Genomic DNA, 14146 nt, shown 5'->3' on the forward strand with positions numbered 1-14146 from the left:
TTCGTGAGTAATTTTGGCTGGGCCGTCCACGGGGACGGAAAAACGATTAAGCCGGGCGCGGTTGTCGCACCCGAAGAACGATTGAGCTGGGGCCGCACTATCGGCATCGGCATGCAGCACGTGGTGGCCATGTTCGGCGCGACCCTGCTGGTGCCCACCCTGACCGGATTCCCGGTCAATACCACGCTGCTGTTTTCAGGCTTGGGAACAATCCTATTCCTCCTGATTACCCGCAACCGCCTGCCTTCCTACCTGGGCTCCTCCTTCGCGTTCATTGCACCGCTGAGCGCCTCCCAGCAGTATGGCATTGGCGCGCAGGCAGGTTCTGTCTTAGTAACTGGCCTGGTCTTGGTAGCCATTGGTTTCGCGGTGAAGGCAGCGGGCCGCAAGGTTCTTGACGCCGTCATGCCGCCGGCCGTAACCGGCGCCATTGTGGCACTGATCGGCCTTAACTTGGCACCCAATGCTGCCAGCAATTATTCGAGCCAGCCTCTAGTTGCCACGGTGACGCTGGCGGTCATCATCCTGGCCACCGTGGCCGGTCGCGGCATGGTTTCGCGTCTGTCGATTCTTATCGGTGTCGTCGTCGGCTGGGCTTTCGCGGCGGCCACGGGCAACCTGGGCGAGGGGGCCGTGGAGTCCATCCGCGAAGCAGCCTGGATTGGCTTCCCGCAGTTCCATGCGCCGGAGTTTCACGTCTCCGCCATCGCGGCAGCACTTCCAGTGCTGGTGGTGCTGATTGCGGAAAACGTCGGCCACGTCAAGGCGGTCTCGGAGATGACTAAGCGCGATCTCGATGATTTAGCCGGCGACGCTCTCATTGCCGATGGCCTGGCTACCTCCTTGGCTGGTGGTTTCGGCGGCTCCGGCACCACAACCTACGCGGAGAATATCGGCGTTATGGCCGCGACCCGCGTCTACTCCACGGCCGCCTACTGGGTCGCTGCTATCACCGCCATAGCTCTGGCCTTCATCCCGAAGTTCGGCGCGCTCATCTTCACCATTCCCACCGGCGTGCTGGGCGGCGCTTGCATCGTCCTCTACGGCCTCATCGGCATGCTCGGCGTGCGCATCTGGATGGACAACAAGGTCAACTTCAACAACCCGGTCAACCTCACTGCGGCGGCGGTGGCGCTCATCGCGGGCATTGGCAACCTCACCCTCGACGTCTTCGGCGTGACGCTGGAAGGTATTGCCTGGGGCTCTGTCGGCATAATCGTGCTCTACCCGGTGATGAAGAAGCTCTATAGCACCATCGGTGAGGGCCGCGGCGCGAAGTACTAGAGGCGCTTCCGCCGACTAGCGAGGATAAGGGACCGGAGTAAAGGCACCATCTGGGGGCTTTGATTTAGAAAGCCCCAGGTGAATTCGTGCAGGAATCTGCATAAGGTGCTTTTACTTCGGTCCCTCTGCGGTATGAAGACGCGCATACACATGGTTCCATTCAAACGGTTTGGGTCAGAAGGTTCTTCTGAGGTCAAATGAACCTTCTAGGCACCTCTATTTGGTTTCCTTGCCCCCAACAGAACCGTTTGAGTAGAGCCTGATGACTGGAACCTTGTGCTAGACAACCAAGCAACAGAAAGCTCCCGCTACCCTCAGCAAAGAGGGAAGCGGGAGCGTGGGCCTTAAGCGGCAGGATGCCGTTTAGGAAGCGTCGAGGTCCTGCTCGATGAGACCGGCGATCTTCTCCACAGCGGCCTCGTTCTCGGAGGTCACGGTGACTTCGTCGCCCTGCTCGGCGCCGAGAGCCATGATCATGAGGGAAGAAGCGGCATCGGTCTCATCCTCGTCCTCATCGCCAACGAGGGTGAGGAAGATGTCCTCATCGAACTCAGCGGCGGCGTCAGCGATGATGGAGGCCGGACGTGCGTGCAGTCCGACGGAGGAGCCAACCTTGACGGTCTTAGAAGCCATGATGATAATCCTTTCGAATTACGGTATTTCGTGCTTACAAGTGTACGCGGCTTAAGCGCTAGGCGGCAGCCTTGGCTTTGTCTGCCTTCGCAGCAGCTTCTTCAGCAGCCTTGTTCGGCCAGAATTGCTTCATCGCGATGACTGCAATGGCGGAGACGATGACGCCGGCAAGGATAGCCACAAAGTAGGCCCACGCAGGTTCGATAGCGAAGATAACGAAGATTCCGCCGTGCGGGGCGCGAGACATGACGTCCAGGGACATCGACAGCGCACCAGTTACTGCGCCACCGAGCATCATCGAAGGGATGACGCGCAGCGGGTCGGCAGCAGCGAACGGGATAGCGCCCTCGGAAACGAAGGACAGACCCAGCAGCCAGGCCGACTTGCCGTTCTCCTGCTCCGCGGGCGTGAACAGGTTCTTGCGTACGAAGGTAGCGATGGACAGCGCAATCGGCGGAACCATGCCGGAGGCCATAACGGCGGCCATGATTTTCATGGAAGCCTCATCACCCGTGGACAGGCCAGCAGTAGCGAAGAGGTAAGCAGCCTTGTTGACTGGGCCACCCAGGTCGGAGCACATCATGAGACCGAGGATGATGCCCAGAAGCACTGCTGAGGAGCCAGACATGGAGGCCAGCCAGTTCTGCAGACCGTTCATGATGGCGGCCAGCGGGGCACCGAGAAGCAGATACATGAGCAGGCCAGTAATCATCGTGGCGAGCAGCGGGATGATGACCACAGGCATGAGGGAGCCGATCCAGCGCGGGACCTTCCACTTGCCAATCCACATCGCAACGAAGCCAGCGATGAGACCGGTGACCAGACCACCGATGAAGCCGGCGCCCAAGGTAACAGCAATAGCACCGCCGGCGAAGCCCGGCGCGATGCCCGGGCGGCCTGCCAGTGCGAAGGCGATGTAGCCGGAGAGCGCTGCGACGATGAATCCCATCGATGCTTGACCAATCGCGAAGAGCACGGCGCCGATGTATAGGGCGAATCCTGCCTTCTGGAAGGTCATCATTTCGCCATCAACCATGACGTCATGGCCCGGCAGGTTGGTCAGGGAGTAATCAGTAGTGATGGCCTGCCATCCGTTGGCCATGTCGTAACCGCCGAAGAGGAAGCCCAAGGCCAAGAGGAGGCCGCCGGCGGCGACGAAGGGCACCATGTAGGACACGCCGGTCATGATGGCCTGCTGAATGCGCTTGCCCCAGCCCAGTCCTTCGCCTTCTTCCGCGGAACTAGAGGAGGCTGCGCCTGCCGTGCCTGCCACCTTGTGCGCATTGGGATTCTTCGACGCGGCGATGGCCTCATCGAGCATCACGCCCGGTTCGTTGATGGCGCGCTTAACGCCCGATTCGATGACGGGCTTGCCGGCGAAGCGCTCCCGGTCGCGAACGCCGACGTCGGTGGCGAAAATGACGGCGTCGGCAGCCGCGATGGTGTCTGCCGAAACAGCGGTGTTGTTGGAGGAACCCTGGGTCTCTACGGTGAGCTCGACATCGTCGCGCTCCTCGGCGGTCTGGGTGAGGGCGTCGGCCGCCATGTATGTGTGGGCAATGCCGGTCGGGCACGCGGTGACGGCGACGATGCGGGTCTTCTTTGAATCTGCAGCCTTGCTCGAAGCAGGAGCCGTAGCCGCTGCACTCGCACCTGCAGGGGATGCTGATTCGTTAGCCGCAGCCTTCTTCGGCTTTTCGGCGTTAACCACGTCGAGTACCAGGGAGACGATTTCCTCCTTGGTCTGCGCGGTGCGCAGAGCCTCCAGGAAGTCCTTCTTCACCAGCGCGCGGGCAAGCTTGGAGAGGATCTTCAGGTGTGCTTTACCGCCACCTTCCGGGGCAGCAATGAGGAATACCAGGTGGGCGTCACCATCGGGGCCGGAAAAGTCCACGCCGCGCGAGAGGCGGGCGAAGGCCAAGGTGGGTTCAGACACTGCGGCGGAGCGGCAGTGCGGGATGGCAACCCCGCCGGGAACACCGGTGCCGGCCTTGGCTTCACGCTCGATGGCGGGGCCGGCCAGCTCTTCGATGGAGGTGGCGCGGCCAGTGTCATGGACAAGCGTGGCCAGGTTGGTAATGACTGATTCGATGCTGCCACCGAAGTCGGCGTCGAGCGCCACAAGATCGGTGGTGATGAGTTCTGATGACATCGGGTACGTACTCCTCAGTACTGCTAAAGGTCGGTGACGGCCTGAACCGTCGTGTGTTCAATATCGAGTTCTTCAGGGGTTGGTATTTGGGTTCCTGGGAGCGCTGCGGCAGCCGAGCCGTAGGCCACGGCCTGGCGCAACGCTTCGGGGTAGGAGGCACCGCTGCGGCGGGCGAGGATATAGCCGGAGAGCGAAGAATCACCGGCACCCACGGTGGAGCGCAGGGTAATGGGCGGGGGAGTAGCGGCCCACGCTTCATCGGCGGTGACCAGGACTGCGCCAGCGCCACCTAGGGTGACGAGAACCTCGGGAATGCCGCGCTTGACGACGACCCTCGCGGCCTCGACCACACCGCTGAAATCACCGTTCTCTGCGGCAGCTTCGAGGGCCTGGCCATCAACGTTGGCTAGCTGGCCAAGCTCAAGGCCATTGGGCTTGATGAGATCGGGGCTGGCTACCTCGAGGTTCTCCCCGAGAGCCACCATAGGGGCATCGGAGGTGTCGACGGCTACACGGATGTTGGGGTTCGCCTCGCGAGCGACAGTGATGAGCTGCGTGTACCAGTCGGTGGGAACCCCCTTGGGCAGGGAGCCTGCCATGACGATCCACTCGGCGTTGGCGCAGTGTTCAGCAACGGCCTGTGCCACGTCTTGCTGAACTGACTCATCGAGCGTGGGGCCGGGACCGTTGAGTTTGGTCGTCCGGCCGTCTGGCTCGGTCAGAGTGGTATTGGTGCGCACCGCGCCGGCCGTGTGTACTGCATGTACGGGGATGGACGCGTCATCAGCAAGGGCCAAGAAAGGATCAGCGGGGGCGGCGGGAAGCAGCGCCAAGCTGTCGACGTTGGCGAGCGTTACGGCATGCGTAACGTTGACGCCTTTACCACCGGCAACGCTGGAGACAGACTCGGCGCGGTGGACAGCACCGGGTTCGAGCGCCTCGTTCAGGCGCACTGTGGCGTCGATGCTCGGGTTGGGGGTCAAAGTAAGGATCATCGTGGACAATGTCCCCTTTCGCGGAGTGCGTATATTGGGGCAAAAGCGCCGCGGCGGCTCGAACAAGAACTTCGGTGCAGATTGCCCGTGGTCAGCGTGAAACTAATGTTGCTTAATGTTGATTATTGCCCGTATGTGCCCGAATGTCAACGGAATCACTGTGGTTTTCGTTGCATTTTTGACCGACTTGTGATGATCTGGATAGAGAAAACATCGTCTCCGTAAGGATATGTGTCATGGAAAACGCATCCCCATCCACCATTAAAGGCACCGGCGTCGTCGCCGGCGTTGCATACGCTGAGGCGGTGTGGGTCCGCCCACGCCCAGAACTGCCCACGGCGGGAGAAACCGTGCCGGAGGAGCAGCGCGATGCTGAGTACGATCGCTTCCTCGAAGCGGCGGACATTGTTGCCAGCCGCCTTGAGCAGCGTGCAGCTGGGGCTGAAGGCCAGGCTGCTGAGGTTCTCGGTGCTACCGCCGGAATGGTGAAGGACCGAGGTTGGCACAAGGCAGTGCGCAAGGGTATTCGTAGCGGCAAGAACGCCGAGTATGCGGTCGTCGGCGCAACGGACAGGTTCGTCACCATGTTTGAGGCCGCCGGCGGCGTGATGGCAGAGCGCACAACCGACCTTAAGGATGTGCGCGATCGCGTGATTGCACAGCTACGCGGTGAACAGGAACCGGGCCTGCCCATGGTCGAAGGCGAGGCGGTACTGCTGGCGGATGACCTCGCTCCAGCGGATACCGCTACCTTGGACATTGCGCATATCAAGGCACTGGTCACCGAGCTCGGCGGGCCGACGAGCCATACTGCAATCATCGCCCGCCAGCTGGACCTTCCGTGCATCGTCGCAGTTGGCGCTGATCTCCGCTCGATTGAAGCGGGAACCCAGATCTTCGTCGATGGTTCCGTGGGAACGGTGTCCCTTGGCGCGGATCGTGACACCTCACTTAAGGCAGTTGAGGAATACCGCGAGAAGGCAGCGCGAGTGGCCGAGTGGCGTGGCCCTGCCCAGACCAAGGACGGTCACCGCGTGCAGCTGTTGGCCAACGTGGCCGACGGGAACGCAGCTCGCATCGCCTCGGATTCGCAGGCAGAGGGGATCGGCCTGTACCGCACGGAGCTTTCCTTCCTCTCTGCCAGCGAAGAACCGACCGTGGAGGAGCAGGCACGCATCTACGGCAAGGTTTTCAACGCTTTCCCCGAATCCAAGGTCGTCGTTCGAACGCTCGACGCCGGATCGGATAAGCCGATTTCCTACGCCACGTTGGACTCTGAGGAGAACCCGGCCTTGGGTGTGCGCGGCCTGCGCATCGCCCGAAACAACGAGGCGCTTCTCACCCGTCAGCTCGACGCCATCGCACGGGCCGCGGAAAAGCGTGCTGATGGCGCTACCACTTGGGTCATGGCGCCCATGGTGGCCACGGCAGTAGAGGCGAAGTGGTTTGCTGAACTGTGTCGTGAGCGCGGGCTCATCGCCGGCGCGATGATTGAGGTGCCTGCAGCGGCCCTGATGGCCGATACCATCATGCCGCACCTCGACTTCGTGTCCATCGGTACCAATGACTTGACTCAGTACACGATGGCCGCGGACCGCCTGTCGCCGCAGCTGGCCTACCTGACCGATCCGTGGCAGCCGGCCGTGCTGCGTTTGATCCAGCACACGTGCGTGGTGGGTCGCGATAACAATGTGCCGGTTGGTGTCTGTGGTGAGGCCGCCGCCGATCCCATGCTCGCTTGCGTGCTGACTGGCCTTGGAGTCACCTCACTGTCCGCAGCGTCGACCGCAGTTGCGGGCGTTGGTGCACAGCTGGCTGAGCTCACACTCGAGCAGTGCCAGAAGATGGCGGAGGCGGCTATCAACGCCGAAAGCCCAGCAGATGCGCGATCCGCAGTGATTGCGCTGCTGGAGGAATACCAGACTGCCTAGTAGCTCTAGCTTGGTTTAGGCCGCTGCTGAAACAGGGAGGTGTGGTTCCCCGAGAGGCCCCTCGGGGAACCACACCGCCCTTACGCGGTCGTGGGATGAAACCGCCTATTTCTCCGAAGCGATAATCACGTCGATGCCGTGCTCGCGCAGGGCTTCGACGTAGGCGGCTGGAGCAGCGGCGTCCGTAATGACGACATCAATCTCATCGAGCGAGGCAAAGCTGACCAGATAGTCATTGCCGAGCTTCGACGAGTCACACAAGACGACGACGCGATGCGCGTTGGTAACAAAGGCCGACTTGATAGCTGCTTCCTGTGAGTCCGCCGTGGATAGCCCATGGTCGATGGTCAGGGCGTTGGTGCCGATGAAAGCAACATCTGCGCGCATCAGCGCCATGGTGCGAAGGGCGGTATCGCCGACGACGGCTTGGGTGATCGCGCGCACCGTGCCGCCTAGGAGCTGCACCTCGGAAACACCATTGCTGGCCAACGAGAGGGCGATCGGTAGGCTATTCGACACAATGCTGAACTGGCCAGCAGAATAGCGCTGTCCGATGAGGTCAGCGAGGGCGTTGGTGGTAGTTCCAGCGTCGATGAAGATACTGCCCCCGTCGGGAAGCTGCTCTAGTGCGGCGCGGGCGATAGCCATTTTCGCGCCCGTGGCGGAACGCTGACGAGTATCGAGTGTAAATTCTGCAGTCTGGAACGATTGGGAAGCAACCGCACCGCCATGAACGCGGTGGACAACTCCTTCCCGGTCTAAGACCGCGAGGTCGCGGCGAATCGTCTCAGCGGTAACATCGAAGCGTTCGGAAAGCTCAGTGACATTGACTCGGCCTTCGACGGCGGTCAATGACGCAATTTGTCGGCGACGCTCTTCTGCGTACATAGTTCCTCCCAGTGAAGTTTGCCTGTGGTAGTCGCTGCGCCCGGCGGTGATAATAAGTGGGGCCGGGGCATGTGAGCGAAGAGAGCAACGAATGTTGCGGCGATGCTTCTATTGTCCCACTGAATGCGAACAAAACGGAACCAAACAAATAAAAGCTCACATTGCTGGCGGCAAACGTGCGAGAAAAACAATGTTTATACTGCATGTTTGCAAATGTGTGATGTCGGACGCTTAAACGGCGCGATTCGGACATGTACACACACAAGGGGGTAAAAAGAAAAAATCCCTCCCTCCAGTTCGCCCGCACCGAGTGGAAATAAGCGGTGGCGTGGGCAACCGGTTGGGGGAGGGATAGTTGTGGCTTAGGGGTGCCTAAAGCTTGCGGAACACCGATACAACCTTGCCCATGATTTCGGCCTCATCGCCCTTGATGGGAGCGTAGGCGTCGTTGTGGGGGAGGAGCCACACTCCAGAAGAATCGCGGTGGAACTCCTTTACAGTTGCTTCTTCGCCTTCGAGGAGTGCAGCGACGAATTCGCCTTCTTCGGCGACGGACTGGGAGCGGATAATAACCCAATCGCCATTGAGGATTCCGGCGTCCTGCATAGAGTCGCCGACGACCTGCAGCATGTAAAGCTCGCCGCTTCCCAGGATCTCACCTGGCATGGGGAAGTAGCCGTCGATGTTTTCTTCGGCGGTGATAGGAGAGCCCGCGGCGATGCGGCCGACTACTGGGATGTAGTTCGGCGTTGCTGCATCCTCGGGGACGTCGGGAGTGGACTGCCCTGCTGTGGTGTTGGCCTGCCCGGCTTTGCGGCCCGGCTTCTTTGGATCGTCGGCGCCGGGGAAGTGGCGCACATCAACGGCGCGCGGCTTGTTTGGATCGCGGCGAAGAAAGCCCTTCTCCTCTAGTTGCTTCAACTGATAGGCCACGGAAGACGTGGACTGTAGGCCTGTTGCATCGCCGATTTCACGAATGCTTGGCGGGTACCCGCGCAGCATGACAGCGTCATGGATGACTTCCAAGATGCGGCGCTGACGGGCGGAAAGTGAGTCGAGGGTAGGTTGGTCGCTTCGCTTCGGCTTGCGGGGCATTCTTACTCCTAGGGCTATCGGTGTGCGCAAAACAGCGCGTCGGGTTGAGGCGTGCAGGACGCTGGTGGGCATCGCGGTGACGTCTCGTTGGTTGCTCATCGTGGCGTGCGCCGTATTGGTGTTTCCGTTTCCTTTTTAGCACGTAAAGAAAAAATGTTCGACTAACGCCGCTTGGATGTGGACAAACTTTCGAGCGCCTGCTATAAATCGAACATACAGACCAAATCGAACGGTTGGTCGATGGAAGTGTTCGACGATGTCGAACCTCGCTCTTACACTTCAGGCATCACCACAATGAAGAAGAAGTCCTGGAAAGGAACTGTCATGGCCATTGCACTTAATACCAGCTCTGCTCTGCATGGAGTAACTCCCGAGAAGTCCGGAAAGGGTCCTGTGCTCGTCCCGCCCGCGGCCGTGTGGGAACCTGAGCGGTGTCACTCGTTCGCGTTAACGCGTGAAAGTGGTTTGTCGCGTGTTCGAACGCTCGAGCCGAGAGATAGAACACAGGGGCGCACAGATCGAATAGGGGATTCCTCAGTTTCATACCAGCGTGCTGCGTCCCTACCTCGCCGTAGCGGCTCGAACGTAGGTAACTATGTTCTTGGAGCAGTTTTCGGTGCAGCGGTATTTATCGGCACCGTGTGGGGTGGTCTTAGTATTGATGGTGAGGCCCCTAGCGCTAGCGGTGCATCAGCCACAGCGGTTGTTTCTTCGCGCTAGACTTCCCGAGGGGCCGGAAGGCGTCTGCGCAGCGGTCGAGAGGAAGGATACGGCACAGTGTATTGCCCGTTCTGTCACAACGAACAGTCACGAGTGATTGACTCCCGAGTGATCGACAGTGGAACGTCAATTCGCCGACGTCGCGAGTGTGCTGCATGCCGAGGCCGGTTTACCACCATCGAGAAGGCTGTCTTGTCGGTGGTCAAACGTAATGGCTTGGCCGAGCCTTTCAGCCGGGACAAGCTAATCCGCGGCGTGAAGCGCGCGTGCCAGGGGCGCGATGTTAGCGATGATGCCTTGAAAAAGCTTGCGCAAGAGGTCGAAGAAACCGTGCGCAGTCACGGATCGTCACAAGTCAACGCCAACGATATCGGCCTCGCTATCTTGGAACCCCTGCGTGACCTCGACGAGGTGGCCTATCTGCGCTTCGCCTCGGTCTACAAGTCTTTTGAGAGCGCCGACGACTTTGAATCCGAAATTCGCCTCATGCGCCGGCGCGACCGTGACAGCTTCTAGCCTCCTAGCGCAGCTTGTCCGTGGCTTTTTGAATTCTCCGCACGGACACCGCATGCGCGGTACCCAGGCGTTGTGCGAAGAGCGATACGCGTAACTCCTCGATCATCCAGTAGATGTCCTTGACCTCACGGGTCTTCTTGCGGCCGGCGGGCAGCGTGCGCAAACGATTGTTCAGGTATGCCTTCGCTTCGTCGACATCGGCTTGGCGGTCGGCATCCCGATCCGGGTCTAGATTCATGTCCTCGAGCCTGATGCGCGCGGCTTGGATATAACGCGGCAGGTGGCGAAGGTGCTGCATGCCGTGCATAGTGATCGCATTCGGGGGCAACAAGAACTTCAGCTGACCGCGAATATCATCGATTGCCGGCCCCTCCCACTGATTGAGCTCAGCGTTGAGGTTCGAATACTCTGCCAAGCCTGGGGCGATCGCGACCACCGCCTGGCGGACGCGGCCTGGCACCTCCGGTTTAACCGCGTTGAGAAGAGTGGTGAATTCACCAGGACTTCGTACCGGCCCGCCCTTCTCCATCATGATGTCGCGTACTGCGGCGACCCGAGCATCGTTGACGAGACCTTCGGCCCCGCCGTGCGGGTAGGCGTCGACAGCAACCCGCTGCTGCAGGGGCAGGCCCTTGACCATATGCTGCGTGTTTACGGAAATCTCTCGGAGTAGCAGCGTCAGGGTGGTGGTGATCATGGAGGCGTCGGCAGCCGCCTTGGTTGGATGCACCTTCAGCGCCACGCCCTCCTTCGTAGCGACAAGTGCAGGATAAGCGGTGACCTCATGCCCATCAACCACCGTGGTCACTTCCTCATCGATAGCGCCCAGCGTGTCTTCCGACCATTCCTTGACGGAAGCGGATTCGGCGGCGCGGCCGACGCGCGACACGGAGGACGAGATATGCCCGGCTTGGCGTTGCACGAGCGCCTTCAAATCGCGATCGGAATCGATGATCTTGCCCCGCTTGTCCACTGCGGCATAGTTCATGCGCAAATGGGGCGGGAGCTGATCAGGGCGGAAGTCAGCCGCGTTGATGCCCTGGCCGCCCATGTCCCGTAACACAGCTGCGAGCTGGTCGATGAGCGCTCCTTCATAGGGAAGGAGCTTGGGCAAGGCCCGCTCAGCGAACTCGGGGGCCGGAACCACAGTACGGCGCAGCGCTTTCGGTAGCGAGCGGATCAGCTCAGTGACAAGCTCTAGACGCAGGCCCGGCACGAGCCAGTCGAATCCCTCAGTATCCAATCCGGCCAGCAGTGGAACGGGAACCCTGAGCGTGACGCCGTCAAGCGGGTCACCTGGCTCGAACTTATAGGACAGGTCGTAATCGATGCTTCCCTTCAACCACCGATCCGGGAAGGCGTCCTCAGTGACATCGTGGTCATCCTCGAGGAGTGCTTCTGGGTCGAAGTCCAGAGAATGCTTGTTTTTCTGTTTCTTCCACCACGAGTCGAAGTGTCGGGCAGTGGTCACAGATTCCGGGATGCGCTGATCGTAGAAGTCGAAAAGCGTGTCCTCGTCTACAACGAGACCGCGGCGCCGTGCTTTTTCTTCGTATTCGGAAGCCTCGGCAAGCTTGCGCTTGTTGTCGTGGAAGAAGTTATGGTGGGTGGTCCAGTCGCCGTCGACAAGCGCATTGCGGATGAACATGTCACGTGCCGCAACGGGATCGACGCGATGGTAGGGAACGGTTCGATCGGCCACCACGGTGACTCCGTAGAGGGTCGAGCGCTGGGTGACTACCGCGGAGCCCCGCTTGCGCGACCACGTCGGGTCCGAATAGTTGTGCTTGAGCAGGTTCTTGGCCAGCTTTTCTACCCAAGCGGGGTCGATGGCCGCTACGTCGCGGGCCCACAAACGTGAGGTCTCCACCAGCTCAGCCGCCATGAGAAATTCTGGCGGTTTCTTTGCTAGTGCTGAACCGGGGAAGATGAGGAAGCGGGTATTTCGTGCGCCAATGAACTCCTTAGAGTTTCCATCGCGTGCGCCGATATTGGACAGCAAGCCAGACAGCAGGGACATGTGGATGTCATCCGCTCGGCGCTCGGTGCTCTCCTGGGCCGTCCAACCGAGCTGCTTAGCGACATCCCTGAGTTGTCGAACCAGATCAAACCACTCGCGGATGCGCATGTAATGCAAGAAGTCTGCCTTCATCCGCTTGCGGAAAGCATTGCCGCTCATCTCATCGCGAGCTTCTTGGACAAAGTCCCACAGGTTGAGCATCGCCATAAAGTCTGAGGACTTGTCCTTAAAGCGAGCATGGGCCTGGTCGGCTTGGGCCTGTTTGTCGATGGGGCGCTCGCGCACATCCTGGATTGTCATCGCGGCAACGATGACCATGACGTCGTGCAGGCATCCGGAGGTGTTGGCTTCAACGAGCATGCGAGCCATGCGCGGATCTACCGGGATGCGGGCAAGATCCCGCCCAATGCGTGTCAGCACCGGTAGCCCGTCTTTCTCCTTGCCCTCGAGTGCGCCCAGCTCGTGGAGGAGGAGCAGGCCGTCACGCACGGCTTTGGGCTCTGGGGCCTGGACGAAGGGGAAATCAGCGATGTCGCCGAGGCGCAGCGAAATCATTTGGAGAATAACGCTGGCTAGGTTAGTGCGCAGAATCTCAGGGTCGGTAAACTCCGGCCGGGAGAGGAAATCCTGCTCGCTATACAGACGGATAGCAATGCCATCGGCCACGCGACCACACCGCCCTGAACGCTGGTTAGCGCTGGCTTGGGAAATCGGCTCGATGGGCAATCGCTGCACCTTAGTGCGGGTGGAGTAGCGCGAGATACGTGCGGTTCCGGTATCCACGACATAGCGAATGCCCGGCACCGTCAGGGAGGTTTCGGCGATGTTGGTGGAGAGCACGATGCGGCGCCCCTTGTGTGAGCGGAAAACGCGATGCTGCTCCTGGTTGGACAGGCGCCCAAAGAGCGGAGTGACTTCCACGTTGCGCCAATGACGCCCCTCAATCGCTTCCATTGCATCGCGGATATCGCGCTCGCCTGGGAAGAAGCACAGGATATCTCCTTCGCCTTCCGCCATGAGCTCCTCGATGGCTTCACACAGGGCGTCCAGTGGATCGAGGTCAATGGTCTTTCCCCCTGACTCGACTTCGAGGGGACGGTAGCGGATTTCTACCGGGTAGGTGCGCCCGGACACTTCGATGATCGGCGCGGGCTTCCCTTCAGCGTCAGCGAAGTGTTCGGCGAAACGCTCCGGATCGATCGTCGCGGAGGTGATAATGACCTTGAGATCCGGACGCTTGGGAAGCAGCCTCTTGAGATAGCCGAGGAGAAAATCGATATTGAGGGACCGCTCGTGGGCCTCATCAATAATGATCGTGTCGTAGGCGTTGAGGAAGCGGTCGCGTTGCATTTCCGCCAGCAGGATGCCGTCGGTCATGAGCTTCACGGCTGTGGTCGAGGAGACACGGTCATCGAACCTGATGGCGTAGCCAACGGAGTCCCCGATTGATTGGCCGAGTTCCTCCGCAATGCGCTCGGCGACGGTCCGTGCTGCGAGTCGTCGCGGCTGGGTATGGCCGATGAGCCCCCGGCGTCCCCGGCCGAGCTCTAGACAAATTTTGGGAATTTGAGTGGTCTTGCCCGAACCAGTCTCGCCGGCAATGATGACCACCTGATTATTCTCGATGGCCTCGGCGATATCGTCCCGCCGTCCGGTAACGGGAAGCTGCTCAGGGTAGGAAAGCGACGGCACGTTTACGTCGATGGCGTTCACTTTTTCCTGGGCAGATGCAATATCAGCCCCGATAGCTGCAAGCGCTTTGGGGGAGCGAGCCTTGCGGAGGCGGCGGCGGAAAGCACGCTCATCACTCAAGGAAACTGTCGTGAGGGCGTTGTAGAGGTCTTCGCGAGTAGCAGTCATAGTCGACCTAGAAGTCTACTCGGAAGTGCTTTTCGCTCACAGGTCGAGGTGG

Annotated in this window: 9 protein-coding genes; 3 read left to right on the forward strand and 6 right to left on the reverse strand. The window is 60.3% G+C overall.

Annotation, left to right across the window (positions count from 1 at the left end):
* The first annotated feature begins 3 nt into the window (after positions 1 to 3).
* Entirely contained in the window at positions 4 to 1284 is a 1281-nt protein-coding gene (locus QKE52_RS01455; protein WP_102234172.1) for a solute carrier family 23 protein, read from the forward strand.
* A gap of 363 nt (positions 1285 to 1647) precedes the next feature.
* Here QKE52_RS01455 and QKE52_RS01460 read toward each other — a convergent pair whose 3' ends face one another.
* The 3 genes from QKE52_RS01460 to pfkB are packed head-to-tail and all read right to left on the reverse strand — an operon-like array spanning position 1648 to position 5064.
* Entirely contained in the window at positions 1648 to 1917 is a 270-nt protein-coding gene (locus tag QKE52_RS01460) for an HPr family phosphocarrier protein (RefSeq protein ID WP_010190265.1), read from the reverse strand.
* 58 nt (positions 1918 to 1975) lie between these two features.
* On the reverse strand, positions 1976 to 4069 hold the full coding sequence (locus QKE52_RS01465) for a fructose-specific PTS transporter subunit EIIC (RefSeq protein WP_070513098.1): 2094 nt from the start codon (positions 4067 to 4069) through the stop codon (positions 1976 to 1978).
* A 23-nt stretch (positions 4070 to 4092) separates the two neighbouring features.
* Complete coding sequence (gene pfkB / locus QKE52_RS01470; RefSeq protein WP_175973099.1) at positions 4093 to 5064, reverse strand: 1-phosphofructokinase; 972 nt, start codon at positions 5062 to 5064, stop codon at positions 4093 to 4095.
* Between the two features lie 236 nt (positions 5065 to 5300).
* On the opposite strand from pfkB, the gene ptsP reads away from it, so the two are divergent.
* Positions 5301 to 6995, forward strand: coding sequence for a phosphoenolpyruvate--protein phosphotransferase (gene ptsP / locus QKE52_RS01475; protein WP_347947918.1), 1695 nt, complete (start codon positions 5301 to 5303; stop codon positions 6993 to 6995).
* A 105-nt stretch (positions 6996 to 7100) separates the two neighbouring features.
* Here ptsP and QKE52_RS01480 read toward each other — a convergent pair whose 3' ends face one another.
* Both QKE52_RS01480 and lexA read right to left on the reverse strand, forming a co-directional pair.
* Complete coding sequence (locus QKE52_RS01480) at positions 7101 to 7883, reverse strand: DeoR/GlpR family DNA-binding transcription regulator (protein WP_046648229.1); 783 nt, start codon at positions 7881 to 7883, stop codon at positions 7101 to 7103.
* A 372-nt stretch (positions 7884 to 8255) separates the two neighbouring features.
* Positions 8256 to 8978, reverse strand: coding sequence for a transcriptional repressor LexA (gene lexA, locus QKE52_RS01485; protein WP_046648227.1), 723 nt, complete (start codon positions 8976 to 8978; stop codon positions 8256 to 8258).
* Between the two features lie 777 nt (positions 8979 to 9755).
* On the opposite strand from lexA, the gene nrdR reads away from it, so the two are divergent.
* A complete protein-coding gene (gene nrdR / locus QKE52_RS01490) occupies positions 9756 to 10214 on the forward strand; it encodes a transcriptional regulator NrdR (RefSeq protein WP_046648225.1) in 459 nt (152 codons plus the stop codon).
* A 4-nt stretch (positions 10215 to 10218) separates the two neighbouring features.
* Here the strand turns inward: nrdR and hrpA are convergent, their stop codons facing one another.
* Complete coding sequence (gene hrpA, locus QKE52_RS01495; RefSeq protein WP_347947920.1) at positions 10219 to 14094, reverse strand: ATP-dependent RNA helicase HrpA; 3876 nt, start codon at positions 14092 to 14094, stop codon at positions 10219 to 10221.
* Positions 14095 to 14146: the final 52 nt, after the last annotated feature.

Source organism: Corynebacterium sp. c25Ua_47 (assembly GCF_039907205.1).
Lineage (GTDB): Bacteria > Actinomycetota > Actinomycetes > Mycobacteriales > Mycobacteriaceae > Corynebacterium > Corynebacterium hiratae.